Raw genomic sequence first — 26,439 nt, forward strand, 5'->3', positions numbered from 1 at the left:
TTTATTATTCTTCTAATCTAACGTCTAAACCAAGACCTTTTAATTCGTGCATTAATACATTGAATGACTCAGGTAATCCTGGTTCTGGCATTGGCTCACCTTTAACGATAGATTCGTAGGTCTTAGCTCTACCCAATACATCATCAGATTTTACTGTCAATATTTCTCTTAATGTACTCGAAGCTCCATAAGCTTCTAATGCCCATACTTCCATTTCTCCAAAACGCTGACCACCAAATTGTGCTTTACCACCTAATGGTTGCTGCGTAATTAATGAGTATGGTCCGATAGAACGCGCATGCATCTTATCTTCAATCATATGACCCAATTTAATCATATAAATTACCCCTACTGTAGCAGGTTGATCAAAACGCTCACCGGTTCCACCATCAAATAAATAGGTATGACCAAATTCTGGCACTCCAGCTTTATTCGTTAAATCGGTGATTTCATCAATTGAAGCTCCATCAAAAATTGGTGTTGCATATTTTTGACCTAATTTTTGACCTGCCCACCCAAGAACAGTTTCATAAATCTGACCAATGTTCATACGCGATGGTACACCAAGCGGATTTAATACGATGTCTACAGGAGTTCCATCTTCAAGGAATGGCATATCTTCTTGGCGAACAATACGAGCAACAATACCTTTATTACCGTGACGACCCGCCATCTTATCACCTACTTTTAACTTACGCTTCTTAGCTATATAAATTTTAGCTAGCTTCACAATACCTGCCGGTAATTCATCACCTACTGTAATTGTAAATTTCTCACGACGCAATGCACCTTGTAGATCACTTACTTTAATCTTATAATTGTGAATTAACTCACTAATAAGTTTATTTGTATGCTTATCTGTAGTCCAAACACCTTTTGTTAAATGCTCAAAATCGTTTACTGCATTTAACATCTTAAGTGTAAATTTCTTTCCTTTTGGTAAGATCTCTTCACCTAAATCGTTTTGTACACCTTGAGCTGTTTTACCATTTACTAATGTAAATAGTTTTTCAACTAAGCGATCTTTAAGCTTATTGAACTTAACAGTATATTCTGCTTCTAGTCTTTCTAATTCTTCTTTGTCTTTACTTCGCTTTGCCTTGTCTTTAATGGTTCTTTTAAATAATTTCTTATCTATAACCACACCTTTTAAAGATGGTGATGCTTTTAATGATGCATCTTTTACATCACCAGCATTATCACCGAATATGGCACGCAATAGTTTTTCTTCAGGCGTTGGATCTGATTCACCTTTTGGAGTAATTTTACCAATTAAGATATCACCAGGTTTCACTTCAGCTCCAATACGAATCATACCATTTTCATCAAGGTCTTTTGTAGCCTCTTCTGAAACATTAGGAATATCTGCAGTTAATTCTTCAGCTCCTAACTTCGTATCGCGAACATCTAAAGAATATTCATCAATATGTATCGATGTAAAGATATCTTCGCGAACCACTTTTTCTGAAATTACGATCGCATCCTCAAAGTTATATCCTTTCCAAGGCATGAAAGCAACTTTCATATTTCTACCTAAGGCAAGTTCACCTTTTTGAGTAGCATATCCTTCACATAATACCTGCCCTCTTTTAACTTTATCTCCCTTTTTAACAATAGGATGTAAGTTGATAGAAGTACCCTGGTTTGTTTTTCTAAACTTAATAAGTTCGTAAGTCTTGCTATCTTCATCAAAACTTACTAAAGTCTCTTCATCAGAACGATCGTACTTAATGATAACCTTATCAGAATCTACGTATTCTACAACACCATTTCCTTCGGCATTGATCAAGATTCTTGAATCTGTAGCTACTCTACGTTCTAACCCTGTACCCACAATTGGAGATTCAGGTCTCATTAATGGAACTGCTTGACGCATCATGTTTGATCCCATTAATGCACGGTTTGCATCATCGTGCTCTAAGAACGGTATCAGTGATGCAGAAATAGATGAGATCTGATTAGGAGATACATCCATATAGTCAACATCAACCGGTGTAACCAATGGGAAGTCACCTTCTTCACGAGCTACAACTTTATCAAGTGTTATGTTACCGTCTTTATCTAAATCTAAATTAGATTGTGCGATTTTCTTACCCTCTTCTTCTTCAGCACTTAAATAAATTGGTTCTTTCTTCACATCAACTTTACCTTCTTGAACTTCGCGATATGGCGTCTCAATAAATCCTAAGTTATTTACTTTCGCATATACAGAAAGTGAAGATATTAAACCAATATTTGGACCTTCAGGCGTTTCAATAGGACATAGACGGCCGTAATGCGTATAGTGAACATCACGAACCTCAAAACCTGCTCTTTCTCTTGATAAACCACCAGGACCTAAAGCCGATAAACGACGTTTATGTGTAATCTCTGCTAATGGATTTGTTTGATCCATAAATTGAGATAGCTGGTTGGTACCAAAGAACGAGTTAATTACTGAAGATAACGTCTTCGCATTAATCAAGTCTATTGGTGTAAATACTTCGTTATCACGAACGTTCATTCGCTCACGTATCGTTCTCGCCATACGAGAAAGACCTACACCAAACTGCCCCGCTAACTGCTCTCCTACAGTTCTTACGCGACGATTTGATAAGTGATCGATATCATCAACTTCTGCCTTAGAGTTTACTAACTTAATAAGGTTTTTGATGATGGTAATAATATCTTCTTTTGTTAATACTTTCTCATCAATATCAACATTCAATTCAAGTTTTTTATTCATTCTGTAACGACCAACTTCTCCAAGGTTATATCGTTGTTCTGAGAAGAATAATTTGTTGATAATACCTTTTGCCGTTTCATAATCTGGCGGCTCGGCATTACGTAATTGACGATAGATATGTTCAACAGCCTCTTTTTCTGAGTTTGTTGGATCTTTTTGCAAGGTGTTATGAATAATTGCATAATCACCTAAATTATCATCTTCTTTATGTAATAAGATTGTTTTGGCTCCAGCTTCTAAGATCTCTTCGATATGTTCTTTTTCAAGAATGGTATCACGATCTAGCACAATTTCATTTCTTTCGATCGATACTACTTCACCTGTATCTTCATCAACGAAATCTTCGTGCCAAGTCTTCAAAACTCTTGCTGCTAACTTACGACCTAATGTTTTCTTAAGTCCAGATTTAGATACTTTAACTTCATCAGCTAAATCAAATATTTCTAAAATATCTTTATCACGCTCAAAGCCAATTGCTCTAAATAATGTAGTAACAGGTAATTTTTTCTTTCTATCGATATAAGCGTACATAACGCTATTGATATCTGTAGCAAACTCTATCCAAGATCCTTTAAAAGGAATTACTCTTGCAGAGTATAACTTCGTACCATTTGCGTGGAAAGACTGACCAAAGAAAACCCCAGGAGATCGGTGTAATTGCGATACTACTACACGCTCGGCCCCGTTAATAACAAATGTACCACTATGTGTCATATAAGGTATGGTACCTAAATACACATCTTGTACAATTGTTTCAAAGTCTTCATGCTCTGGGTCAGTACAGTATAATTTTAAACGTGCCTTTAAGGGAACGCTATAGGTTAATCCTCTTTCGATACACTCTTGAATTGAGTATCTTGGTGGATCAACAAAATAATCTAAAAACTCTAATACAAATTGGTTTCTAGTGTCAGTTATTGGAAAATTGTCTGAAAATGTTTTAAACAATCCTTCATCACCTCTTTCATCAGCCTTCGTTTCTAATTGGAAGAAATCTTGGAAAGATTTAATCTGAATATCTAAAAAATCAGGATAGTCAGTTATTAATTTTGCTGATGCGAAGTTTACTCTTTCGGTACTTTTTGTTGTTGACAATGGAGAAAATTTTAATTAAAAAACCTATTAATTTATAAGAGCGAATATATACGCAAAATGGTTTAGGTCATTCCGGATTCATTTCCGAAAGACCTAAACCTTAGTTGTTTAAGCTAAGAAGAGCTTACTTAAGCTCAACTTCAGCTCCAGCTTCTTCTAAAGATTTTTTAAGACCTTCAGCCTCGTCTTTAGAAACGCCTTCTTTTACTGCAGCAGGTGCGCTATCTACAATACCTTTAGCTTCTTTAAGACCTAAACCAGTTAATTCTTTAACTAATTTAACAACAGCTAATTTTGAACCACCAGCGGCTTTTAAGATTACGTCAAACTCAGTTTGCTCATCTCCACCAGCAGCATCACCGCCACCAGCAGCAGGACCAGCAACTGCTACAGCTGCAGCAGCAGGCTCAATACCGTACTCTTCTTTTAAAATATCAGCTAATTCATTAACTTCTTTTACAGTTAAATTAACTAATTGTTCTGCAAATTCTTTTAACTCTGCCATTTTCTATTTGTTTTAAATTTTATTATTTAGTTATATATGTGTTATGATTCTTTTTCTGATAAAGTCTTTAAGATACCAGATAATTTACCACCTCCTGATTGTAATGCTGAAACAACATTCTTAGCAGGTGATTGTAAAATAGCAATGATATCACCAATCAATTCTTCTTTAGACTTAATATTTACAAGTGCATCTAATTGATCATCACCAACATAGATTGCTTCTTCAATATAAGCGCCTTTTAGAACTGGTCTATCAGATTTCTTACGAAATTCTTTGATCACCTTAGCTGGTGCATTACCAGTTTCAGAGATCATAATTGATGTATTACCTTTTAATGTTTCAGGTAGTTCACCAAAATCTTTATCAGCTTTTTCCATTGCTTTTGAAAGCAATGTGTTTTTAACAACTGCCAATTTCACGTTAGCTTTAAAGCAAGCTCTACGTAAATTAGAAGTACTCGTTGCATCTAACCCTGAGATGTCTGCTAAATAAATAGTGCTACTCTCAGCTAATTGGCTTGTTAAATTATCTATTACCTGTGATTTTTCTTCTCTAGTCATAATTCAAAAATTTAACTCGCTTATACAACAACTGATTTAGCATCTATCTCAATACTAGGACTCATCGTACTAGACATGTAGATACTTTTAATATATGTTCCTTTTGCAGTATTAGGCTTTAATTTTATTATCGTTGATAATAATTCTTGAGCGTTACCTGCAATCTTTTCAGCATCAAAAGATGATTTACCTACAGCAGCATGAACAATTCCAGTTTTATCAACTTTAAAATCGATCTTACCACCTTTAACATCTTTTACAGCTTTTGCAACGTCCATAGTTACTGTTCCAGTTTTAGGGTTAGGCATTAATCCTCTTGGTCCTAAAATACGTCCCAAAGGTCCTAGTTTACCCATTACACTTGGCATTGTAACGATAACGTCAACATCTGTCCAACCTCCTTTTATTTTTTGAAGGTATTCATCTAATCCTACATAATCAGCTCCAGCTTCTTTTGCATCTGCTTCTTTATCCGGAGTAACTAAAGCTAAAACCTTAACATCTTTACCAGTACCATGTGGTAATGTTACTACACCACGTACCATTTGATCTGCTTTTCTAGGATCTACCCCTAAACGAACAGCAACATCAACAGATGCGTCAAACTTTACATTTGTTACTTCTTTTACTAAAGCAGAGGCTTCAGATAAAGTATATGCTTTATTAGCTTCTACTTTAGCTCTAGCTTCTTTTTGCTTTTTAGTTAATTTAGCCATCTTTCTATAAAATTATAAAGTTTAAACAGGCGCGTTTCCTTTTACTTTAATCCCCATTGAACGAGCAGTACCAGCCATCATTTTCATTGCAGATTCAACAGTAAATGCATTTAAATCTTGCATTTTGTCTTCTGCAATTGTACGTAGCTGATCCCATGTTACAGTAGCAACTTTGTTTCGATTTGGTTCTCCAGAACCTTTTTTAACTTTAGCTGCTTCTAGAATTTGAACTGCTGCAGGTGGAGTTTTTACTACAAAATCAAATGATTTATCTGAATATACAGTAATAACCACAGGCAATACTTTACCTGGTTTATCTTGAGTTCTAGCATTAAATTGCTTACAGAACTCCATAATATTAACTCCGGCAGCACCCAAAGCAGGTCCAACAGGTGGCGAAGGATTAGCAGCACCTCCACGAACTTGTAATTTTACAACCTTACTAACTTCTTTTGCCATTTTTTAAACTTTAAATTAGATAACACAAATTTTGGAAGCTTTTGCGTTATATAAAATATGTAACACTTATGAAATTTTCTCTACTTGCATATAGCTTAGTTCTAATGGTGTTTTTCTACCGAAAATCTTAACCATTACTTCAAGCTTACGCTTTTCTTCATTTATTTTTTCTATCGTACCATCAAATCCGTTAAACGGACCATCAATTACTTTTACAGTTTCACCCAATACATAAGGGATTGCAACATTTTGGCTTTGTACAGCCAACTCATCAACCTTACCTAACATTCTATTCACTTCAGCCTTACGCAATGGAACAGGATCACCTCCTTTGGTTTCTCCTAAGAACCCGATAACACCAGTTACCGATTTAATAACATGAGGCAACTCTCCACTCAAATTTGCCTCAATCATGATGTAACCAGGAAAATAAACACGTTCTTTATTTATTTTCTTTCCGTTACGTATTTGAATAACTTTTTCTGTTGGTACTAATACCTGATCAACATAATCGTCTAAACCTAGTCTTGCAACTTCATTTTCAATATAGGTTTTAACCTTATTTTCTTGACCGCCTATGGCCCGTACTACATACCATTTCTTCACAGAATCAGTCATAATCACTTTTTATTAATTAAATAGATTAAAATATTGTTCTAACCCTAATTGAAAAACTTTGTCTACAGCAAATACCGCCAATGCGAACAACACAGAAAATACAGCTACAACAACAGTTGATTTTTGTGCCTCTGATATTGGCAACCAACTCACATGTGTATTTAGTTCTTTAAAAGAATCTTTAATATAATTAACCATACCCATTTTCTTTTTTTATTTGCACACCTCGACATGCTCAGTGTAAACTTATTGAGAGACTGAATAAAGTCTCGATTAATTCGCACGGGTTGAGAGACTCGAACTCCCGACACCTGGTTTTGGAGACCAGTGCTCTACCAACTGAGCTAAACCCGTAAATTTAGTGGACTAACTCAACTGAAAAGCAACCAAAATGAGCCACGTCCGTATAGAATATAAGGTGCTTCTCTTTACAAAGAAGCACCTAATCCTATAATATATTTAACTAAAAACTTAAGTGTCTGTCTTATAAAATTTCAGTTACCTGACCAGCACCTACAGTTCTACCACCTTCACGGATCGCAAAACGTAAACCAACATTCATTGCAATTGGTTGGTGTAAGTCAACAGTAATAGTTAAGTTATCACCTGGCATTACCATCTCTACACCATCAGGTAAGTTGATAGTACCAGTTACGTCTGTAGTTCTTACATAGAACTGAGGACGATAGTTATTGTGGAATGGAGTATGACGACCACCTTCTTCTTTCTTAAGGATATAAACCTCAGCTTTGAATTTATCGTGTGGAGTTACAGAACCTGGCTTACAGATTACCATACCTCTTTTGATATCAGTTTTCTCAATACCTCTTAATAAGATACCAACGTTATCACCAGCTTCACCTCTATCTAAAATCTTACGGAACATTTCAACACCAGTAATTGTAGAAGTAAGTTTTTCAGCACCCATACCAATGATATCAACAGAATCACCTGTATTAGCAACACCTGTTTCAATTCTACCAGTTGCTACAGTACCACGACCAGTAATTGAGAATACATCTTCAATTGGCATTAAGAAGTCCTTTTCCACATCACGTGCTGGAAGCTCAATCCAGTTATCTACTGCATCCATTAATTCTTCAACAGTTTTAACCCACTTGTCTTCACCATTAAGTGCTCCTAAAGCAGAACCTTGAATTACTGGACCATTATCACCATCATACTCATAGAAAGAAAGTAATTCTCTTACCTCCATATCAACAAGTTCTAATAATTCTTCATCATCAACCATATCAACTTTGTTTAAGAAAACAACGATACGTGGAATACCTACCTGACGTCCTAATAAGATGTGCTCACGAGTTTGTGGCATTGGACCATCTGTAGCAGCAACTACTAAGATAGCACCGTCCATTTGAGCAGCACCAGTTACCATGTTCTTTACATAATCGGCGTGACCAGGACAATCAACGTGTGCATAGTGACGATTAGCCGTTTGATACTCAACATGAGAAGTATTAATAGTAATACCTCTTTCTTTTTCTTCTGGAGCGTTATCAATTTGATCAAAGTCTCTAGTTTCAGAAAGACCTTTATCTGCTAATACTTTAGTGATAGCCGCAGTTAATGTAGTTTTACCGTGGTCTACGTGACCGATTGTACCAATATTTAAGTGTGGTTTCGAACGATCAAAAGTTTCTTTTGCCATGATTATTTAATTTAAAATCTTAGTTATATATATTTAGTTTTATTTTATATATTTGAGCCAATGACGGGATTTGAACCCGTGACCTCTTCCTTACCAAGGAAACGCTCTACCCCTGAGCTACACCGGCGTAAAGTGTTTATCACTACAACCCTCAAAGGCCTCCGAAAGGCTTGTAATTTGAAAGGAGAGATTTCTGCCTTCACAGAATTCAAGAGCAAGAATTATTTATAACAACAATTTCTTACTTCTTTATTATTTTTTTGAGCGGGAGACCGGGTTCGAACCGGCGACATTCAGCTTGGAAGGCTGACGCTCTACCAACTGAGCTACTCCCGCTTATAATTTTTTCAGAATCTAAATTCTGAATTGGTAATTTAAAAATGTAGTGGGGAGAGCAGGATTCGAACCTACGAAGTCGAAAGACAGCGGAGTTACAGTCCGCCCCAGTTGGCCGCTTTGGTATCTCCCCAACACTATTTTTTATTCAAAGAACTTCTTTAATTCTGAGCCGATAGAGGGACTCGAACCCACGACCTGCTGATTACAAATCAGCTGCTCTAGCCAGCTGAGCTATATCGGCTTTTTTTGTTGCTTTTTTACATAAAAAAACAAACCGCTTTTTCTAACGGTTTGCAAATGTATAAAGTTTTATTTTTTCTACAAAACTTTTTGAATTTATTTTTTGTTTTTTCAAGAAAGGTGTGCCCGTTGTTTTTCTTTCTTTTTACGTAGCTGTCTTCTCAAAGCATCTGTAGCCAAGTCAACACATTCTTCAAATGATTTGCACTGCTTTTTCACAATAAGCTCGTCACCTGGTACATTTAATTTTATTTCGGCAATCTTATTTTCTTTTTCGCTGGTATTTTGAACTTTCAAATACACTTCAGCATCAATGATTCTATCATAAAATTTTTCGAGGTTGTCAACTTTATTTTCAATAAACTGAATCAAACCTTTATCTACATTAAAATTTACTGATTGAACGTGAACTCTCATAGGCATTTAGTTTTTTGAGCTTCTGGGGTGCGCTCTGTTATACACTTTTTTCAATTCACTCAAGCTATTATTAGTATATACCTGTGTGGAAGCTAAGCTTGAGTGACCAAGTAATTCTTTTACAGAATTCAAATCTGCCCCTTCATTTAATAAATGTGTAGCGAAAGAATGTCTTATGATGTGTGGACTTTTTTTCACTTTAGAAGAGACAGTACTAAAGTAGTTATTTATTATTCTATAAACAAGTGTTCCATAGATTTTATTTCCTTTTTTAGTAATAAATAAATAGTCATTTAAATCCTTTTCAAAAGGCTCCCTCACACTTAAGTAGTTCCCTATTGTTTCTTGCACTGACTTTAATAAAGGTATGTATCTTTCTTTAGTTCGCTTACCTAAAACTTTAATCATTTCATTGGTCAAATCTACATCGGTAAGCTTAATGTTAATCAACTCAGAGCGTCGCATTCCGGTTGAATAAAACAACTCTACGATAAGTCTATTACGTATTGATTCGAAATCATCTGCAGATTCTAGCTCTTCAATTACAGTTGTTATTTCATCTTTTGAAAATGGCACCTGCAGTCGCTTCGCCACCTTAAGCGCTTTATGCTTCACAAATGGATCTTCACTAATCTGTTTCGTTTTTAATAAAAATTTATAATAAGCTTTTAAGGAGCTCATCTTTCTATTGATGGTGCGATTTGATTTTCCTTCATCTACCAGGGCGACAATCCATGTTCGAACCTGTGCATAATTCACCCTCGTTAAATCTTCATCATCAAATTTATCTTTACAGAAAGATTGAAACGTTATAAGATCGTCTTGATATGCCCTAATAGTATGTGCAGAATATTTTTTCTCTAAAGAGAGGTAATCTATAAATTTTAGAATGGGCATAAAAAAACCGTTAGCAAAACAAAGCTACAAATAGTCTTTGTGAAATACTAACGGTATATTTTGAAAGTTCTTGCCACTACAATGGCAAACCGAACTTGCTATTCTTCTTTCGTTCTTAAACCTTGAACGTACTGTGCTTTTTGTAATTGCTGACGTTTAGTTACAGAAGGTTTTGTGAAATGCTTACGTTCACGTAATTGCTTCATTGTTTTCGTTCTATCAAATTTACGCTTAAAACGTTTCAATGCTCTGTCGATATTCTCACCATCTTTTACTGGAATGATTAACATAATTTGGTCCCTCCTTTCATGTCGTCTATATATTTGTTTTTAAGTTTTGGGCTGCAAAGATAAAAAGAATTTGATTAACAACAATTTATCTTGTTATTTTTTACATTAAATAATCTATATTCGTTAACATGAAAAGACTCGTTAAAATTACCTCGTTTTTTTTATTAATACTTATAGTGCTGTCAGCTCTATTTTTTATATGGGCTTCATCACCACAGCTCTCAGAAAAAGAATATAGTAAACTCACTACCAATTCTTATACACAACGCATAGTTAATGACTCCATTTATAGCATTGTTACCTATAACATAGGATATCTAAGTGGTATGACCAATAATAAAGCAGTTGAAAAACCGAAATCGCTATTTGATAATAATTTAGAAAAAGTAAAGGAACTATTTAATTCACTTAATCCCGATATAATTGCTTTTCAAGAAATAGACTATGCTTCGGAAAGATCTTATGAAGTAAATCAACAGAACGAACTGGCCAAATTAGGATATAATTATGTCGCAGAAGCAGTAAATTGGGACGAGACTTATTTACCTTTTCCATACTGGCCACCATCTATGCATTTTGGCAAAATGCTTTCTGGGCAATCAATCATTTCAAAATTTCCATTAAAAGAACATGAACGCATTGTTTTAGAACGCGTGGCTGATGCACCTTTTTACCGCGATGCTTTATATCTAGAACGTTTAGCACAAGTAGTGAAAACTACCATTGAAAATAAAACCATTGTACTCATTAATATACATCTAGAAGCATTTGATAAATCTACAAGAGTTCATCAATTTGACTATGTTCTCGATTTATTTGAAAACTACGCAAAAGAGTATCCAACTATATTATTAGGTGATTTTAATAGTGAAGCTCGAGATAAGGACGCTATTATTCAAAAACTATTGAACATGCCTCATGTAGGTAATGCCGCTTTTAATAAAAGTGCCATTGCAAACACTTTTGACACTAAAGACCCTCACAAAAGGATCGATTATATTTTTTATACTAAAGCGTTTATAGAATATATTAAAGGTAAAGTGCTAACGGAATTTGGTGAAGCCTCAGATCATTTACCTGTTGAAATGCATTTTAAACTAAAGTAGTTTGCTTTCCTAGCATCATATAACCGTAAGTTACCGGTTTTAAATTATTAATTTTTGGCCTTATAGTGTCTCTCACAATTTCTAGTGGATTTATTTGAATCTTGTTACCACTGTTTTTCGAATAGAATTTGACTAACGTTAAGCTAATAACTGACGTTCGAAGAAAATAAACTAATAGGCAAATATAATTGCCCTATCGCTTATTGCTAAAATACTTTTTAATATCTACATCAGCCATAGGTTGCAGAACACCAAAAACAATTTCTTTATAAACCTTATTGGTAATTGCATTCGGTGCTAAAAAAGAAGTTCCCATTAAATGGCGCGCTTTAGTTATAATTGCCTCAGAAAAGTGTGTCGAATGATATTTAGCGAGAACAGTAGCTTCAAATAATTGCTCTAACGTCTTATCGTCATCCTTTTTAAACTCAGCTAACTTTTGAGTGGCATTGTCACATAATTGTAGAGCAGTTTTGTATTGTAAGTTTAATTCACCAAGGCTTTCTAAAAAACTTTCAGAGTCTGAAAGTTTTTTACCATTCTTGATCTTTTGTTCACTAAATTTTTTTAGCTCCTCTAAGACTCTAAATGAAGCACCTAAATATGGTGCAGGTACTAAGCCTTGAAACCAGGAACGCTGGTAGACCAATATTTCACACCTTTCGTCTTCTGAATTGTCTAGTTTGATTACATTTCCATCGCTTACGCCTACATTATTAAATTGAACTGACTTCGTAAAAGAACCTTCCATAGCCTCACCAAAAGCTGAATCTCTAAATTCAATGTTCTCATTCTTGGCTGGTATAAAAAAAATGGCCTTTTTAGCGGTATCGTTTTCTGGCAATGGTGCCGTAAATACCATATAGTCTGCTATTCCTGATAAAGACATAAACGAAGCTTCTCCATTAACATAATAGTTATCTCCCTCTTGTTTAATTAAAATAGCTTTATTGTCAGTCACATTTTTAAATGTTCGTACAGAACCTGTGTTGGCTATAATCAATCGCTCTTTTTTAATTTTTTGAAGTAGCATTTCTCGTTTCCAATACTCTTTACTTTTTTTAGAAAATGGATACAAGGCCATAGAATTCAATACATAATAATGCATGGAAAGAGCTACTGAAACTGGAATAGAAACCTTACCTAATTCGTGTAATACTTGAAAAGAATTTTTACATGCTTTTTTTACATCTTTCTCGTAACAAGGAATAAATGGCAATTGTGTGTTCTTAAAAGCATTATAAAAATGTTTATAGTCTTGACTGGTTTTGGCTGCAGAAAGCAATGCATTCATTTCTTGAAGCTCATTGGCTTCAAAGTTATCTTTGTTATTTTTAAGAATTGAATACATGAATAACTATCTGACGGTAATCACCTTAAAAAGTTACAAATTAAAAACCTCATCAAGTCTTGATGAGGTTTTTAATTCTTCACTAAGCTCAAAATAACATTTTACTTAGGATCTAAAATGGCATCTATACGCTCTAATGCATCTTGCAAATGTATCCGCTTCATTCCTCTAGACGTACCTAAAGCTGCTCTAATAGATCTTTTCAACGTTTGTAATTCAGCTCTAACAACCGCTCTAATATCAGATTGACTTGCATTTACAATCGTAGATTTTTGATAACCACCAAAGGCGGGAGCTTTACCTTGATTCTTAGCTGTCATTAAATATGCTAATCTATCAATATGTGCGCGCTGTAGGTTTCTTCTATACGCATCAATGTTTCTACCTGTTCTCAATTCACTCCAAACACCATTTCTGAGGTCACTCATCATTGTTCGTAAAGAATAGGCTTCGCTACTATTGAGCGCTTCATTTTCTAACAGACGAGCCATTTTACCCAAACTTAAGATTCTATTTAAAGTTCTTTCTTGCAATCTTCTAATACGTTCTGTTGAACCAGAATATTCTGTTTTACTAAAAACATTTTTATCAAGCATCCATTTGGGAGTTGCGAATAACTGCTCATTTAAAAATTTCAAAGCATTTCTTTGATGCTCTTTAGATACGTAGGTATATACCGCTCCATCTTGACCAGCAGTTTTATAATGTTCATATACTCCGCCGATATTATTTGAAACATGCCCCATATAACGGTTATACTGAGCCAACACCTGACCATACATTGTTTTTAAATCGTCGTATGTTTCTCCGTTTTTTGTAGTCCATTTTTCAAGATTAGGAAGAATACGTTTTAAGTTTGCAATTCCATAAGTACTCGCTTTGATCGCGTCATCTCCCAAATCTTCCGTCTGTGCGCTTGGGTCTACCACATCACCAACTTGTTGATGGCCGAATCGGTACATCGGATCACCTGCATGATCTGTAATCCATTTATTTAAGGTTTGCTTTTCATCTTCGGCTGTTTTAGCATCTAAAATCGGACGGTATCCCCATCGAATTGCATGCTTATCATAGACTCCAATATTAGGCATTAGTGCCACACCTTCATCTCCTGGTTGTGCCACATAATTAAATCTGGCATAATCCATAATTGATGGTGCTGTACCGTACTTTTTTGTAAATGAGGCCGAGCGCAAAGAATCTACCGGATAAGCTACGCTACTTCCCATATTATGTGGTAAACCTATGGTGTGTCCTACTTCATGAGCTGATACAAAACGGATCAAACGCCCCATTACTTCGTCTTTAAATTCTGTAGTTTGCGCGTCAGGATTTATTGCCGCTGTTTGCACAAAGAACCAATTACGTAATAAGGTCATTACATTATGATACCAGTTGATATCAGATTCTAAGATTTCTCCAGAACGAGGGTCACTCACGTGAGGGCCATTTGCATTTGGAATTGGTGAAGCTAAGTATCGAACTACTGAATAACGAACATCTTCCGGGCTCCATTCAGGATCTTCTTCCTTTGTAGGTGGATCTTTTGCTATAATCGCATTTTTAAAGCCAGCCTCTTCAAAAGCTACTTGCCAATCTTCAATACCTTGTTTGATATATTTTCTCCATTTTTTTGGTGTTGCGCGATCAATATAATAAACAATCGGTTTTTTTGGCTCTACCAATTCGCCTCGTTTAAATTTTTCAATGTCTTCATCTTTCACCTCTAAGCGCCATCTATCTAAATAACGCGTCGTTTTACTTTTATGAGCCTCATCTCCGTAGTCAACCTGACCTCTAGCGAACCATCCTACGCGTTCATCAAATAAACGTCGTTGCATTGGCGTTTTCGGTAAAAGAATCATTGAATTATTCATTTCTACGGAAACAGTACCAGTACTGGCATTTGATGGTGGTGCACCAGCGGCATAGGTCTTTACATGACGGGCTTCTATGTTTAATGGATAGCTTTTTACACTTTCTATAAATGACTTACCTCCATCTAATCGCGTTACTTTATACTGCTTTCTTCTACCTTGTGGAAGACCTAACGCTTTTACATCTTTATTAAAAAGTTCTGTTACATCGATAACTGTAGCCGTAGTATCTTTATTAAATGCCTTTATAGGAAAGGTATATAAAACTGGTTCAAAATTTGAATTTACTACAGCTTCGTGAACCGGAAGTGAATCGGCTGCAACAACTTGGTGAGATACTACCCTTAAAACGATCTTCTTTCCTTTCTTTTGCCAACGTAATACTTGTGTGTTTGCTTTACCTCCTCCAAAGCCAATACCAGAAGCAGTTTTAGCAATACGGGTTACCATTAACATTTCACGATCTAACAAAGAATCTGGAATCTCATATAGAAACTTATCATCAATTTGATGCACTTTGAAAAGACCTTCATCGGTTTTAGCATCTTTCGTTACTACTTTGTTATAAGGTAGTATCGCTCCTTTTTTAGGCTTAGGTTTTGGAGCTTGTGTTTCTGTCTTTTTTTTCTTTTTATTTCTGTTTTTCCAAACAGGCTTTTTTTGTGCTATAGCATCAGCAGACAGGCCAAATATAAATAACACTACTAGTAATTGAGTTAGTTTTTTAACCATTTGTAAAAATATATTTTGAAGTTAGTCTAAACTTTATAGATAAAGTTACAGCCGCGAAGTTAACAAATGTTAGTTTTAAAAGTTCTTAAGTTACTGTTAAAGAAAAAGCCAGCTAATAGCTGGCCTTTTCTAAAATTATCAAAAAAATAGTTATTTGGTTCCTCCTCCACAAGAGTCATTATATTCTTGTACGAAGGCTAGCAAACTCTCTTCATTGTTTGAAAAAGATCCTTCTTTCGCTAATTGAGCTAAATCTGGGCAGTCTGCAACTAGCTTTGCTAATTTTTTCTTAAACCCAATAGTATAGGCTAATGAAGATGTTGATTGTCCTTTTTTATCTTCAGCCTTTTTAAATATTAGCTCATTTTTATAGCGATATAGATTTAACTTATCTGACTTATATATAACTTTTACGAAGTGATATTTAGCGCCGTCAAGACTAACTACATTTCCTTGAGAACCGGCATCGACATTCGGCTTAAACTTTACAGCTTCATATGTTATACCTCCCGCAACGAATGATGCATTTTCTCTTGCAAAATAATTCTTAGCTTTTACTTGATCATCATCAGTCAAGGTATATAGTTTTATAGCATTCTTAAAATATTTTGTTAAGTCTATAGAATTAATATCTGTATCTTCTAACAGCTTTAGTTTTAGCTTCCCTTCAATTTTAGAACCGTCGGCATTTGTAAATACTGTTTCTATATACTTATCAATCTTATTATTTTTTGGAGCCTCTTCAGCAACGACCTCTTCGGTGTAATTACTACTTGAGTTATCAATTGTTTCAACAGGAAAATGTCGTGAAGTCAATTTATTGATCTCAAACATTTTTTTAAGTCGTTCGCTTTGTTTGATCAGCTTTTTTCCATCAGATTTATCGTAATTATTTTCAATCAATTTATTAGCATATTCCATCGCTTCATCTGGCATATCAAAATGATAATATAAACGTCCTATATTATAGTAGCTAGCATACCTCATCTTACGATGCCTCTTTTTATCTTCTGTATATTTTGGCACAACACTTAAAAAGTAATCTACTATTGGCTGTAATTCTGCTTTTAAGCCATCAATTGGCTCTTCATGAGATATTTTCCCTAATAGTGTTTTGATTTGAGTTAATGCATTTTGATGTCCTTCATAATCATTATTCTTTTTAGAATCTAATATCCAAAACAAGTCATTATGCGTATAAGGCTCATAACCGTAAAGCGTATTCAATTTCTTATTTATGGTACCAATAGAACTAGAAATAAACTCATTTCTAAATCTACTTTTTAAGCTGTATTTATTGTTCTTAAAATAATTCGAAGCCTTTGAATAAGAATTATACTCGCTTCCTTTATGAGTATACGTGCCGCCTAAAGCATAAGAAAATGGTTTTCCTTGAGAATTTTCAACATTATAAGATCCTTTAGTTATGTAAGTAATATGTGGCGTGTAGTATCTATCCACACTAGTTACATTACCCTCTTTGTCTTTATTTACTTTTTCTCTTTTTTTGATTTCAACATTATCAATAATAACGCTCTGAATAGAAACATCTACATTGACTGTACCTTTATCGCTTAACTTTTCGAAGCCATAAAGTTTTATATCATGCGCAATTTTTTCATTATTTGAAGTAACTGAATAGGTTCTAAATTCAGCATCTAAAATTGGCTCGGTTGGTAAATTGGTATATTTAACTTTAATATAATGTCTGTCTAAATCAACTTTTTGAGCTGTAGCATAGACCAAGCTAAATAAAAGAATCGTTAATGTTAATAGGGGTTTTTTCATTGTTGGTTAATTAATAGTTTTTAGTTTTTTTACAGTTTTGATAACGACTTAAAACCAAAATTATTTGTGATATGACTCTTTTTTTTAAGAATAAGTTCTTAAATCACTACCTCATAGCCACTTATGAAAAAGCACTTGAATTTTAAAATTCAAGTGCTATACGTTAAACCAATCCAATTATGCGCTTTATAATCTTTTCTTCCCGGCTCTTTTTCCTTTTTTGAATGTTCTTTTTGCTTTTTTATGAGCGTTTTTAGCTCCTTTTGATGTACCGTTTTTAATGACCATTTTTTTGCTACCATCAGGTTTTTTCACCCCATAAGCTCGCTTTTTCGTGCCATCTGCCTTGTTAACTCCGATAGCTCTTTTTTTAGTTCCATCAGCCTTATTTACACCCACAGCACGGTATTTATCTCCATCTGCTTGATTAACCCCTACCGCTCGATACTTATCACCATCCGCCTGATTTACAGCTGCGGCCCTCTTCTTTGTGCCGTCTGCCTTATTCACGCCAGCCGCTCGTTTTTTTGTACCATCAGCTTTATTAACACCTCCAGCTCGATATTTATCGCCATCAATTTGATTAACACCTCTAAATTTTTTTACATCGCCATCAGCTTCTTTTCTCTTTACAGAAAGGTGTTTATTGCCTTCGTTATCCACACCCTTTTTTACAACGGTAGTATTTCCATTGTTCTTTACCACTTTAACTTTTCCCTTTTGAGCAAAGCTCTCAACACTAACAAAAAGAGAAACTATTGCTAAGCTTAAAACTATCTTTTTCGTTTTCATAATTCGTTTTTTTGTTGTTCGAATTTAAGACTCCTCTATTTTTAAAAGGTTTAATTCTTAGAACAAATAAGGAATTACAAATTGAAAAAGTAAAATAAGAAGTCCAACTGCAATGAGGTTTAAAATAATCCCAGCTCTTGCCATCTGATGTACTTTTATATAACCACTTGCAAAGACAATGGCATTTGGGGGTGTTGCCATTGGAAGCATAAAGGCGCAACTACTCGCAATGGTAACTGGAATAAGTAAATGTATAATAGGTATATCTAAGCCAATTGCAATACCCGCCACAACAGGAGCTAATACGGCCACCAAGGCCACATTACTCATCAATTCTGTCATAAAGAGCATTAAGAGTATTAAGAGTGAGGCCGTTAGTAAGATACTTATATTACTCGATGCGATCGCGTTAGAGACTAAATCAACAATCCCACTACTTGACATACCTTTTGCTAATGCCAACCCTCCTCCGAAAAGAATTAAAATACCCCACGCCAATTTTTCGGTGTCTTTCCATTGTAGAATAAATTCTCCCTTTTTTAGATTAAACGGAATTGCGAAGATAGAAACAGCGGCGGTCATACTAATGATCGTATCTGAAAGCTTTAAGCCCGGAAGTAACTTATTGATTAGGGTTCTAAAAACCCACAAAAAAACGGTTATACCAAAAATGACCAATACTTGTTTTTCTCTAGCCGATAGCTTCCCCAATTTGTTCAATTCAGCATCGATCACTTGTCTTGATGCTTTAAATTGTAGGTTCTTGTTTGGATACATCCATTTCACTAAAACTAAATAAACAATGGTGATCATTAAAATAGAAAATGGCAATCCGATGGTCATCCACTTTAAAAAGGAGATCTCTATATTATATTCATTTTCAAGTAATCCTATTAAAACCGAATTTGGTGGTGTTCCGATAACTGTAGCGATTCCACCAGCATTTGCCGAAAATGCAATACCCAGCATAACGGCCAACGCAAAATTCTTATCATCTTTAGTAAATCCATCTTCATCATCAATTAATAAATGAATTACAGATAGTGCTATCGGTAGCATTACAACCGTACTTGCTGTATTACTTATCCACATACTTAATAGGCCTGTGGCTATCATGAAACCCAAAATTACTTTATTAGGTGTTGTTCCTGTAAGTTTTATAATATTTAGTGCAATGCGTCTATGTAGATTTACTTTTTCTAACGCCAGTGCCAGTACAAAACCTCCAAAAAAGAGAAAGATAATCGGACTACCATAATTTGCCCCTACTTCGGCAATTGGCATAATTTTTAACAACGGAAAAAGAATTAATGGTAATAATGCAGTTACTGAAATTGAAACGGTTTCGGTTATCCACCAAGTAATCATCCATAAGGCCACTCCGATTACAGCATCTCCGTTTTGAGAAATAAGTTCAAAAGGTAAACTTACATCAATAATAAAGAGCAATGGACCTAGAAAAAGGCCTATCTTTTTTGAGTTTGGCATAGGCGAATATAAATGATTTCAAACAAAAAAGGAATTACATTGTTGTAATTCCTTTTCTATTCTATTAGATTCTTCGATAAGCTTAGATGAAGTATATATTAATCGACAAGCTCAACCAACAAACCTTCCTCTGTTTTATTCACTTTCGCAAGGTTATTCTTAGTTAGCCCTTTAATGGTTTTATCCCATTTCTTATTGCTCAAACCTGATTGACTTTTTAATTCATTTAAATCAATCTTTTCTTCTTTTTGAAGTATTGCAAACACTACTTTTTCCTCTTCATTTAATTCTATAGAAGGAGCTTTTTTCTCCGGTTTCATTTGTGGGAAAAACAAAACTTCTTGAATCGATTGATTATTTGTCATAAACATCGTTAAACGATCAATTCCAATACCAATACCTGAAGTTGGAGGCATTCCATATTCTAAAGCTCGTAAGAAATCTTGATCGATGAACATTGCTTCATCATCTCCTTTTTCAGAAAGTTTTAATTGATCTTCAAAACGCTCTCTCTGATCGATAGGATCATTCAACTCCGAATACGCGTTCGCCAACTCTTTACCATTCACCATTAGCTCAAAACGTTCTGTTAAACCTTCTTTCGAACGATGCTTTTTAGTAAGTGGACTCATCTCTACCGGATAATCGATAATAAACGTTGGTTGAATATAATTTCCCTCACATTTTTCTCCAAATATCTCGTCAATCAATTTGCCAACGCCCATCGTTTCATCTACTTCTAAACCTAATTCTTTGGCAGCATTTCTTACTTCGTCTTCACTTTTTTGGTATAAATCGTAACCGGTATGTTCTTTAATAGCGTCTAATATACCAATGCGTTGATAAGGAGCCTTATAATCAATCGTATTATCACCAAACTGAACCTTTGTAGTACCATGCAGTGCTAAGGCAATTTTTTCTAAAAGCTTTTCAGTAGTATCCATCATCCAGTTATAGTCTTTGTATGCAGCATACATTTCCATAACAGTAAATTCTGGGTTATGAGTTCTATCCATTCCTTCATTTCTAAAATCTTTGGCAAACTCATATACTCCGTCAAAACCACCAACTATTAAGCGTTTTAGATACAGCTCATTCGCAATTCGCAAATACAAAGGCATATCTAATGTATTGTGATGTGTAATGAATGGACGAGCCGCGGCTCCACCCGGTATAGGCTGTAGAATAGGTGTCTCTACCTCTAAAAAACCCATTTCATTATAAAAATCACGTATAACATTAGTGATCTTGGTACGCTTTATAAAAGTATCTTTTACTTTTGGGTTAACAATTAAATCTGCGTAACGTTGACGATATCTTAATTCAGGATCGTTAAATTCATCAAAGGTATTACCTTCACTATCTGTTTTAGGTAATGGTAAAGGCTTTAATGATTTAGAGAGCAATGTAAAATCTTTAACCCGAACGCTTATTTCACCAACTTGCGTTTTAAATAATTGGCCTTCGATACCTATAAAGTCACCTATATCTAGTAATTTCTTATAAACTTCATTGTACTTTGTTTTATCATCGCCCGTACAAATCTCATCTCTATTAAAATACACTTGTATGCGCCCTTCGGCATCTTGTAATTCTGCAAACGAAGCTTTACCTTGAATGCGACGGCTCATTAACCTACCTGCAATTACAACCTGTTTCCCATCTTCATAAACATCTTTAATTTTAGTGGAATAATCTTTTACAGGATATAAATCAGCCGGATAAGGTTCTATTCCCAAATCACGTAGCTTAACCAGCTTGTCTCGTCGTATTAATTCTTGCTCAGATAATTGCATAGTGTAATTTTTAAGACTGCAAAATTACACTAATTCTATTTAATTATTAACACTCGCAAGCTCACTTTTTATTTGAGCTATTTTATTCTTAAAATTTTGATTTTTAGGGTTAAGTTCATATGCTTTCACATAGTTATCCAGGGCTTCTTGTTTTTCACCAAATCTTAATTGCAAATCAGCTAAGTTTTTATAAACATTCGGTTGATCAGGAAATAAATGAACATTGATTTTTAGCACCTCTTTTGCCTTAACTTCTCTATTAGAATTTTGTAATATTCTAGCATAGGTATTTAGTTCATACATGTTTGCCACTAGTTCTTTATATGCATTAAGGTTTTGATGCGCTGCTTCGTAAAAGTTGTCATCTTCAATTAATTCATTTACCATTGTTACTACGTGGTAATTAGAAACGTAATCTCCCTTTATAAGATTCAAAATATCTTCTTCTAAAGTCTTTACAGGATGTTCTACAATTCTATTAACTTCTTTTCCCTTCTCATAAAATATAAAAGTAGGTACTCTATGAATGTTCAGCCCCTTTTCTTCATGATTAGGGCTTTGCTTATACATACCGGGTTCACTACTTACCGCGATTACTTCTAATTGTTCTATGGGATAATTTACGGCTTCTAAAACCTTATAAAAACGAGGCACTTCTCTTCTACTATCGCCACACCAAGTTCCCATAAACAGCGTGATATTGTATGGATGTAATTTCTTAGCGATTAGATCGATAATTTCTTGCTTGGGTTCATACTGATTAAAACCACTTAAAAACCAATCTTTATAATTGCTGGAAGTGAGTCCTTCTTTATCAATTTTACCTAAAAGGTAAGGTTTCTTACCTATTTTAGTGATTTCATTATTAAGTTGTTGTGATTGAGTTGTACATGACCAAATAGTAATGATGGTCAGAAATAATAAGTTACGCATGATTGAAATTGTTTTTAAAACGAAATTCAAAAATCACGCGCTCAATTAACTAAAAATTGGGGTTGAATTAGGTACTAGAACTCGGGTTGATTTTTAAAATTACTTGATAGACAGCACCTTAACTTCTTCTCTTGAAGAAACACCTAATTTCTTGTATAAATTATTGATATGGGTTTTTACGGTACTCAGACTCACAAAAATCTCTTGTGCTATTTCTTTATTGGTCTTATTTTCCAAAATTAAATCTAATACTTTTTGTTCTTGTTTGGTAAGCAAGCTCGTGTCAATACCATGAGGCTCTTGGTTCTTTTGTTTTGTTCTTGACCAAATCCATGCAAAAACAACTACTAAAGCAGCTAAAATTAACAATAGGTATTGCCAGCGAACCAAATAAACACCATTATTGTAATTCATTCTATATTTATCTGAAGCAATCTCTATCTCATACTGCTTGGTAAAGGGTGCACTGGGATAGTTTGAGCTTAACCTTTCTAAAAGCTCATCGTAATACGAATTTGTTTGTAAGTCTTTAAGATAGTAATCGTAAAACTCATTGCTTCTATCTGATAAGAATTCATAAATATATAATTCAGCTAAAGGTTCATTTAAGCTTTTTCCAAAATGTTGTAATTTATCAAACCAGCTCTTATTATTAATCGTCTTATTGGCTTCACTTCTATAACTTAAGTAGTCAAAGGTCATTAATTCTCTCAAAGAGTCGACCTGAGATAAAGCTTTTGCTTGCGATTGTTTTGACTCTATGCTGCACAGCGATTGATCTTCGAATGATAATGGTAAGCGAATTGTATCTTTATTGTTTGCGATAAATAATATCGACTGACTAGAATTACATTGACCGTTAAAATGACCACTTATTACTCCATCATTACAATTGTCTATATGTATTCTGTAAATTCTGTTACGATCATCTAAGTTAGACCCGGTAAATTGAAAAGAATTACCGTCTATAACAGTGCTATTTATAATTTGATCTTCATAAATACCAGAAACTTTTCGATAGTCTTCAACCAATGATAAATAAGCTCTTTTGTAGTTAGCGTCTTCTTGCAATTCTCCAGAAAACATAAATTGAGCATATCCTGTAAATAAACAGCTTAAGGTACCCAAAAGACTTATAAGCAACTTTACATTCATATCAACGAAACTACTATAAAAAACTAGTTTAAAAAAGGCTTTTATAAAAACGTAACAATATTAAGTCGTTAACGTCATATTTTAAAGAGATTCACTTAACTTTGTATTAGATAATTATGGGATGTTTACGCGTACTACTTGCTATTGTTTGTCCACCACTTGCGGTTGTTGATAAAGGTTGCGGTTCAATTATTATTGTTTTTATTTTAACTTTACTTGGATGGGTACCTGGTGTATTAGCAGCCCTAATTATTTTAAATAATCCAAAAAATTAAACTATGAAAATCAAAAATCTACTCCTACTTTTTCTTGCAGTTACTGTATCAAGCTGTGTTTTTACGGAAGAAATACGTTTAAAGAATGATGGAAGTGGCTATTACGCTTTTAAAATGGACATGAGCAAAATGATGGAAGCTATGGATGAAATGGGGCAAAAAAGTGATTCTATAAAAAAGGCTCCAGAAAAAAAGGATACTGTAATTGTTTTCAAAGATGTATTGAAGGAAATGAAAGACAGCATTGCTAAAATGTCTAAAGATGAGCAGGATGCCATCAAAAGTTTAGAAGATCTTAAAGTTCGTATTCATACAGATGAAGAAAAGAAACAAATGAACATGGATTTTCTTTTTGACTTTAAAAACATAGCTGATTTAAAAAACATGAGTGAAAAGATTCAACGAGCTCAATCTTTAAGTGATAAAAAGAAGAAAAAGAATGGTATGGGTGATGCATTCGATGAGATTACAGATGTAGAATATTCTTTTAAAGGCAATGTATTTAAGCGTACAGTTAAATACAAAGAGGGTATTACAGAAGAGAAAATAGAAAAGCAAAAACAAATGTTTGTGCAAGGGGGCGAAATGCTTCAAGAATCAACTTATAGGATTGTTTATCATTTCGAAGATAAAATTAAAAGTGTTTCTTTAAAAGATGCTAAAGTAAGTAAAGACGGTAAATCTGTAAGTATTGAGATGCCTATGGATACCGTAATGAAAAATCCATTTTTACTCAATTTTGAGGTAAAATTAAAATAGATACGTGCAAAAAATATTCTTACAAGATTTAGGTGTCAAAGATTATAAACAAACCTGGGATTATCAGGAAGAATTGTTTGATGCCATAGTTCAAATTAAGAGAAAAAACAGAAACGAAAATCTTAATTTAGAGACCCCAAATCACTTTTTATTTGTAGAACATCCTCATGTTTATACCCTAGGCAAAAGTGGAGATTTTAATAACCTGCTTTTAAATGAAAATCAACTAAAGGAAAAAGGTATCACATTTTATAAGATTAATCGAGGAGGTGATATTACCTATCATGGTTATGGGCAAATTGTAGGTTATCCAATTTTAGATTTAGACAACTTTTTCAATGACATCCATAGATACATGCGCTCTTTAGAAGAAACCATCATACGTGTTTTGGCTGATTATGGAATTAAAGGAACTCGAAGTAAAGGTGAAACCGGTGTTTGGCTCGATGTAAACACGCCTTTCGCTCGAAAAATTTGTGCATTAGGAGTACGTAGTAGCCGATGGGTAACCATGCATGGATTTGCATTGAACGTAAATACGGACCTAGGATATTTTGATCATATTATTCCTTGTGGCATTCGAGGCAAGGCCGTTACTTCTATGGAAGTAGAATTAGGTAAAAAGCTTAATTCTGAAGAAGTAAAGCAAAAAATCTTAAAGTATTTCTCTGAAATTTTCGAGGCAGAATTTATTGAAAAAGTGCAAATTTAGCTTTTCACTTTAACATGATTAGTTCTAATCTTCTTCATTAAAATATACTTTATAATATTTCATACGTTTCTCCTCATCGTAGCCTTTCTCAATGTATTCTTCAACCGCATCAGGTGCGTCAATATCTAGTTTTATCTCAATATTGGTATCAAGTTTTATTTCCGTTTTAAAAGCACGCTTTTGTTTTTTAAGAACTGCATCAGCCACAGCAAACTGATTTAATACTAAAAGGTTATTTGTTTCTTGAAACTGATTTTTATAATCGTCGAACAGACCTCTATGTTTATCTTCATCAAAGACAGAATCTTTAAAGTCATGTATATTAACTGTTTCGTTTTCTTTAAAAAAGTCAACGGTACGTGTTAAAAATTGATTCTGTTCATGGTTTCCAAATTCTTCCTTAACTACCTCTTCTGAGAAATCTTTACACATTTCAAGATATACTTGAGTATGTCTATTATTATCATTCGCATATTTAATGTTCAAAAAATTTTGAATCCAATATTGTGCGTCATAATTATTATTGTCTATTGACAGTACTGTATTCCCGTCATCATCAGATGAATTTAAGATTAAACATCCTTTATCTAGCTTCTTAGTACTAATTCCTTTTTGAACAAATACATCAAAACTACTGTCTTCAAGGTAGGTTTGAAAAAAATCGACTTTATTCTCAATTTTAAAAATTCCTAGAGCACTCGTTGCGGCCTCACGGTATTCAATATTCTCAAATAAAGCAATGATTACATCGCCCGTTTTAATTTGAGCTGAGCTAGATTGCTCATACAAATGATTTACGATATTCTTGGATACCTCAACAAAAGTTACTTCGTCTTCAAATACTTGTTTTGAATATGAATTAAGCTCATTTAAGTTGATATCAGCATGATGATTAAAACGATAAGATTCTGTAGTATTCACAAATGATTTTAACAAAAAAGGTAACATCGTGTTATAACTATCTTCGTCAAAAGTGATCACATTTTCAGAAAACACATTTGTTGCCTCATTAAATTTGTTACCAACTTTATGAATAATAAATTTTGAAATTACGGCTTTATTACGCTTTATCATTTGTAGTATTTTTTAAGAATGCAAATGTAGCTTTTTGACAGTATGTTTTAAAGAATAAAAACAAAAAA

At 34.1% G+C, this 26,439-nt stretch carries 24 protein-coding genes and 5 tRNA genes; 4 read left to right on the forward strand and 25 right to left on the reverse strand.

From position 1 onward, the window contains the following. Window positions 1-4: 4 nt before the first annotated feature. The 16 genes from rpoB to rpsU all read right to left on the reverse strand — a co-directional run bounded on the left by rpoB (window position 5) and on the right by rpsU (window position 10,533). A complete protein-coding gene (rpoB, locus tag AC1EUU_RS12980; RefSeq protein WP_480201877.1) occupies window positions 5-3,820 on the reverse strand; it encodes a DNA-directed RNA polymerase subunit beta in 3,816 nt (1,271 codons plus the stop codon). A 124-nt stretch (window positions 3,821-3,944) separates the two neighbouring features. After that, complete coding sequence (gene rplL, locus AC1EUU_RS12985) at window positions 3,945-4,325, reverse strand: 50S ribosomal protein L7/L12 (protein ID WP_480201878.1); 381 nt, start codon at window positions 4,323-4,325, stop codon at window positions 3,945-3,947. Between the two features lie 41 nt (window positions 4,326-4,366). Then, a complete protein-coding gene (gene rplJ, locus AC1EUU_RS12990) occupies window positions 4,367-4,888 on the reverse strand; it encodes a 50S ribosomal protein L10 (protein WP_480201879.1) in 522 nt (173 codons plus the stop codon). A gap of 20 nt (window positions 4,889-4,908) precedes the next feature. After that, window positions 4,909-5,604, reverse strand: a complete 696-nt coding sequence (gene rplA, locus AC1EUU_RS12995; RefSeq protein ID WP_480201880.1) for a 50S ribosomal protein L1 — start codon at window positions 5,602-5,604, stop codon at window positions 4,909-4,911. A 21-nt stretch (window positions 5,605-5,625) separates the two neighbouring features. Continuing rightward, window positions 5,626-6,063: a 50S ribosomal protein L11 gene (gene rplK / locus AC1EUU_RS13000; protein WP_480201881.1), complete on the reverse strand. Its 438-nt coding sequence runs from the start codon at window positions 6,061-6,063 to the stop codon at window positions 5,626-5,628. Window positions 6,064-6,129: 66 nt separating this feature from the next. Beyond that, complete coding sequence (gene nusG, locus AC1EUU_RS13005) at window positions 6,130-6,681, reverse strand: transcription termination/antitermination protein NusG (RefSeq protein ID WP_480201882.1); 552 nt, start codon at window positions 6,679-6,681, stop codon at window positions 6,130-6,132. 12 nt (window positions 6,682-6,693) lie between these two features. Beyond that, complete coding sequence (secE, locus tag AC1EUU_RS13010; RefSeq protein ID WP_480201883.1) at window positions 6,694-6,885, reverse strand: preprotein translocase subunit SecE; 192 nt, start codon at window positions 6,883-6,885, stop codon at window positions 6,694-6,696. Window positions 6,886-6,962: 77 nt separating this feature from the next. Further along, window positions 6,963-7,035, reverse strand: a tRNA-Trp gene (locus AC1EUU_RS13015). Window positions 7,036-7,165: 130 nt separating this feature from the next. Beyond that, on the reverse strand, window positions 7,166-8,350 hold the full coding sequence (gene tuf, locus AC1EUU_RS13020) for an elongation factor Tu (protein ID WP_480201884.1): 1,185 nt from the start codon (window positions 8,348-8,350) through the stop codon (window positions 7,166-7,168). Between the two features lie 55 nt (window positions 8,351-8,405). Then, window positions 8,406-8,477 (reverse strand) — tRNA-Thr (locus tag AC1EUU_RS13025). Window positions 8,478-8,613: 136 nt separating this feature from the next. Next, window positions 8,614-8,686: transfer RNA gene (locus AC1EUU_RS13030), tRNA-Gly, on the reverse strand. A gap of 50 nt (window positions 8,687-8,736) precedes the next feature. Continuing rightward, a tRNA-Tyr gene (locus AC1EUU_RS13035) sits at window positions 8,737-8,819 on the reverse strand. Between the two features lie 37 nt (window positions 8,820-8,856). Then, window positions 8,857-8,930 (reverse strand) — tRNA-Thr (locus AC1EUU_RS13040). Between the two features lie 110 nt (window positions 8,931-9,040). Then, a complete protein-coding gene (gene hpf, locus AC1EUU_RS13045; protein ID WP_480201885.1) occupies window positions 9,041-9,346 on the reverse strand; it encodes a ribosome hibernation-promoting factor, HPF/YfiA family in 306 nt (101 codons plus the stop codon). 6 nt (window positions 9,347-9,352) lie between these two features. Continuing rightward, a complete protein-coding gene (locus tag AC1EUU_RS13050; RefSeq protein WP_480201886.1) occupies window positions 9,353-10,243 on the reverse strand; it encodes a tyrosine-type recombinase/integrase in 891 nt (296 codons plus the stop codon). Between the two features lie 98 nt (window positions 10,244-10,341). Continuing rightward, window positions 10,342-10,533, reverse strand: coding sequence for a 30S ribosomal protein S21 (gene rpsU / locus AC1EUU_RS13055; RefSeq protein ID WP_480201887.1), 192 nt, complete (start codon window positions 10,531-10,533; stop codon window positions 10,342-10,344). A gap of 128 nt (window positions 10,534-10,661) precedes the next feature. Between rpsU and AC1EUU_RS13060 the strand changes: the two genes are divergently transcribed. Next, window positions 10,662-11,639, forward strand: coding sequence for an endonuclease/exonuclease/phosphatase family protein (locus AC1EUU_RS13060; protein ID WP_480201888.1), 978 nt, complete (start codon window positions 10,662-10,664; stop codon window positions 11,637-11,639). A gap of 193 nt (window positions 11,640-11,832) precedes the next feature. Here AC1EUU_RS13060 and AC1EUU_RS13065 read toward each other — a convergent pair whose 3' ends face one another. The 8 genes from AC1EUU_RS13065 to AC1EUU_RS13100 all read right to left on the reverse strand — a co-directional run bounded on the left by AC1EUU_RS13065 (window position 11,833) and on the right by AC1EUU_RS13100 (window position 23,551). Continuing rightward, complete coding sequence (locus AC1EUU_RS13065; protein WP_480201889.1) at window positions 11,833-12,990, reverse strand: acyl-CoA dehydrogenase family protein; 1,158 nt, start codon at window positions 12,988-12,990, stop codon at window positions 11,833-11,835. A gap of 101 nt (window positions 12,991-13,091) precedes the next feature. Further along, window positions 13,092-15,599, reverse strand: a complete 2,508-nt coding sequence (locus AC1EUU_RS13070) for a zinc-dependent metalloprotease (RefSeq protein ID WP_480201890.1) — start codon at window positions 15,597-15,599, stop codon at window positions 13,092-13,094. A 150-nt stretch (window positions 15,600-15,749) separates the two neighbouring features. After that, a complete protein-coding gene (locus AC1EUU_RS13075) occupies window positions 15,750-17,387 on the reverse strand; it encodes a hypothetical protein (protein ID WP_480201891.1) in 1,638 nt (545 codons plus the stop codon). A gap of 186 nt (window positions 17,388-17,573) precedes the next feature. Next, the gene (locus AC1EUU_RS13080; RefSeq protein WP_480201892.1) at window positions 17,574-18,179 is read right to left on the reverse strand and encodes a hypothetical protein; all 606 of its coding nucleotides are present in this window, start codon (window positions 18,177-18,179) and stop codon (window positions 17,574-17,576) included. 57 nt (window positions 18,180-18,236) lie between these two features. Next, window positions 18,237-19,667: an SLC13 family permease gene (locus AC1EUU_RS13085; RefSeq protein ID WP_480201893.1), complete on the reverse strand. Its 1,431-nt coding sequence runs from the start codon at window positions 19,665-19,667 to the stop codon at window positions 18,237-18,239. Between the two features lie 98 nt (window positions 19,668-19,765). After that, on the reverse strand, window positions 19,766-21,463 hold the full coding sequence (lysS, locus tag AC1EUU_RS13090) for a lysine--tRNA ligase (RefSeq protein ID WP_480201894.1): 1,698 nt from the start codon (window positions 21,461-21,463) through the stop codon (window positions 19,766-19,768). Between the two features lie 39 nt (window positions 21,464-21,502). Beyond that, window positions 21,503-22,396 carry a hypothetical protein gene (locus AC1EUU_RS13095; RefSeq protein WP_480201895.1) on the reverse strand — a complete coding sequence of 298 codons (894 nt, stop codon included), beginning with the start codon at window positions 22,394-22,396 and terminating at the stop codon, window positions 21,503-21,505. Between the two features lie 99 nt (window positions 22,397-22,495). After that, window positions 22,496-23,551 carry a response regulator transcription factor gene (locus tag AC1EUU_RS13100; protein ID WP_480201896.1) on the reverse strand — a complete coding sequence of 352 codons (1,056 nt, stop codon included), beginning with the start codon at window positions 23,549-23,551 and terminating at the stop codon, window positions 22,496-22,498. A 116-nt stretch (window positions 23,552-23,667) separates the two neighbouring features. Here AC1EUU_RS13100 and AC1EUU_RS13105 point away from each other — a divergent pair, with 116 nt between their 5' ends. The 3 genes from AC1EUU_RS13105 to lipB are packed head-to-tail and all read left to right on the forward strand — an operon-like array spanning window position 23,668 to window position 25,297. After that, window positions 23,668-23,826 (forward strand): YqaE/Pmp3 family membrane protein, encoded by a 159-nt coding sequence (locus AC1EUU_RS13105; RefSeq protein ID WP_480201897.1) that lies wholly within the window; start codon window positions 23,668-23,670, stop codon window positions 23,824-23,826. 3 nt (window positions 23,827-23,829) lie between these two features. Then, window positions 23,830-24,585, forward strand: a complete 756-nt coding sequence (locus AC1EUU_RS13110; protein WP_480201898.1) for a hypothetical protein — start codon at window positions 23,830-23,832, stop codon at window positions 24,583-24,585. Between the two features lie 4 nt (window positions 24,586-24,589). Next, window positions 24,590-25,297, forward strand: coding sequence for a lipoyl(octanoyl) transferase LipB (gene lipB / locus AC1EUU_RS13115; protein WP_480201899.1), 708 nt, complete (start codon window positions 24,590-24,592; stop codon window positions 25,295-25,297). Window positions 25,298-25,321: 24 nt separating this feature from the next. Here lipB and AC1EUU_RS13120 read toward each other — a convergent pair whose 3' ends face one another. Further along, the gene (locus tag AC1EUU_RS13120) at window positions 25,322-26,371 is read right to left on the reverse strand and encodes a nucleoid-associated protein (protein ID WP_480201900.1); all 1,050 of its coding nucleotides are present in this window, start codon (window positions 26,369-26,371) and stop codon (window positions 25,322-25,324) included. Window positions 26,372-26,439: the final 68 nt, after the last annotated feature.

This window comes from Maritimimonas sp. 2205BS37-2 (assembly GCF_056591755.1).

Excerpts from the sequence above, each read along its gene's own strand:
- lysS (WP_480201894.1), bottom strand. The coding sequence starts at position 21,463 with ATGCAATTATCTGAGCAAGAATTAATACGACGAGACAAGCTGGTTAAG.
- AC1EUU_RS13110 (WP_480201898.1), top strand. The coding sequence starts at position 23,830 with ATGAAAATCAAAAATCTACTCCTACTTTTTCTTGCAGTTACTGTATCA.
- AC1EUU_RS13060 (WP_480201888.1), top strand. The coding sequence starts at position 10,662 with ATGAAAAGACTCGTTAAAATTACCTCGTTTTTTTTATTAATACTTATA.
- AC1EUU_RS13120 (WP_480201900.1), bottom strand. The coding sequence starts at position 26,371 with ATGATAAAGCGTAATAAAGCCGTAATTTCAAAATTTATTATTCATAAA.
- hpf (WP_480201885.1), bottom strand. The coding sequence starts at position 9,346 with ATGAGAGTTCACGTTCAATCAGTAAATTTTAATGTAGATAAAGGTTTG.
- rplJ (WP_480201879.1), bottom strand. The coding sequence starts at position 4,888 with ATGACTAGAGAAGAAAAATCACAGGTAATAGATAATTTAACAAGCCAA.
- rplL (WP_480201878.1), bottom strand. The coding sequence starts at position 4,325 with ATGGCAGAGTTAAAAGAATTTGCAGAACAATTAGTTAATTTAACTGTA.
- AC1EUU_RS13070 (WP_480201890.1), bottom strand. The coding sequence starts at position 15,599 with ATGGTTAAAAAACTAACTCAATTACTAGTAGTGTTATTTATATTTGGC.
- tuf (WP_480201884.1), bottom strand. The coding sequence starts at position 8,350 with ATGGCAAAAGAAACTTTTGATCGTTCGAAACCACACTTAAATATTGGT.
- AC1EUU_RS13100 (WP_480201896.1), bottom strand. The coding sequence starts at position 23,551 with ATGAATGTAAAGTTGCTTATAAGTCTTTTGGGTACCTTAAGCTGTTTA.
- AC1EUU_RS13065 (WP_480201889.1), bottom strand. The coding sequence starts at position 12,990 with ATGTATTCAATTCTTAAAAATAACAAAGATAACTTTGAAGCCAATGAG.
- nusG (WP_480201882.1), bottom strand. The coding sequence starts at position 6,681 with ATGACTGATTCTGTGAAGAAATGGTATGTAGTACGGGCCATAGGCGGT.
- AC1EUU_RS13075 (WP_480201891.1), bottom strand. The coding sequence starts at position 17,387 with ATGAAAAAACCCCTATTAACATTAACGATTCTTTTATTTAGCTTGGTC.
- AC1EUU_RS13085 (WP_480201893.1), bottom strand. The coding sequence starts at position 19,667 with ATGCCAAACTCAAAAAAGATAGGCCTTTTTCTAGGTCCATTGCTCTTT.
- AC1EUU_RS13105 (WP_480201897.1), top strand. The coding sequence starts at position 23,668 with ATGGGATGTTTACGCGTACTACTTGCTATTGTTTGTCCACCACTTGCG.
- secE (WP_480201883.1), bottom strand. The coding sequence starts at position 6,885 with ATGGGTATGGTTAATTATATTAAAGATTCTTTTAAAGAACTAAATACA.
- rplA (WP_480201880.1), bottom strand. The coding sequence starts at position 5,604 with ATGGCTAAATTAACTAAAAAGCAAAAAGAAGCTAGAGCTAAAGTAGAA.
- AC1EUU_RS13095 (WP_480201895.1), bottom strand. The coding sequence starts at position 22,396 with ATGCGTAACTTATTATTTCTGACCATCATTACTATTTGGTCATGTACA.
- rpsU (WP_480201887.1), bottom strand. The coding sequence starts at position 10,533 with ATGTTAATCATTCCAGTAAAAGATGGTGAGAATATCGACAGAGCATTG.
- AC1EUU_RS13080 (WP_480201892.1), bottom strand. The coding sequence starts at position 18,179 with ATGAAAACGAAAAAGATAGTTTTAAGCTTAGCAATAGTTTCTCTTTTT.
- rplK (WP_480201881.1), bottom strand. The coding sequence starts at position 6,063 with ATGGCAAAAGAAGTTAGTAAGGTTGTAAAATTACAAGTTCGTGGAGGT.
- AC1EUU_RS13050 (WP_480201886.1), bottom strand. The coding sequence starts at position 10,243 with ATGCCCATTCTAAAATTTATAGATTACCTCTCTTTAGAGAAAAAATAT.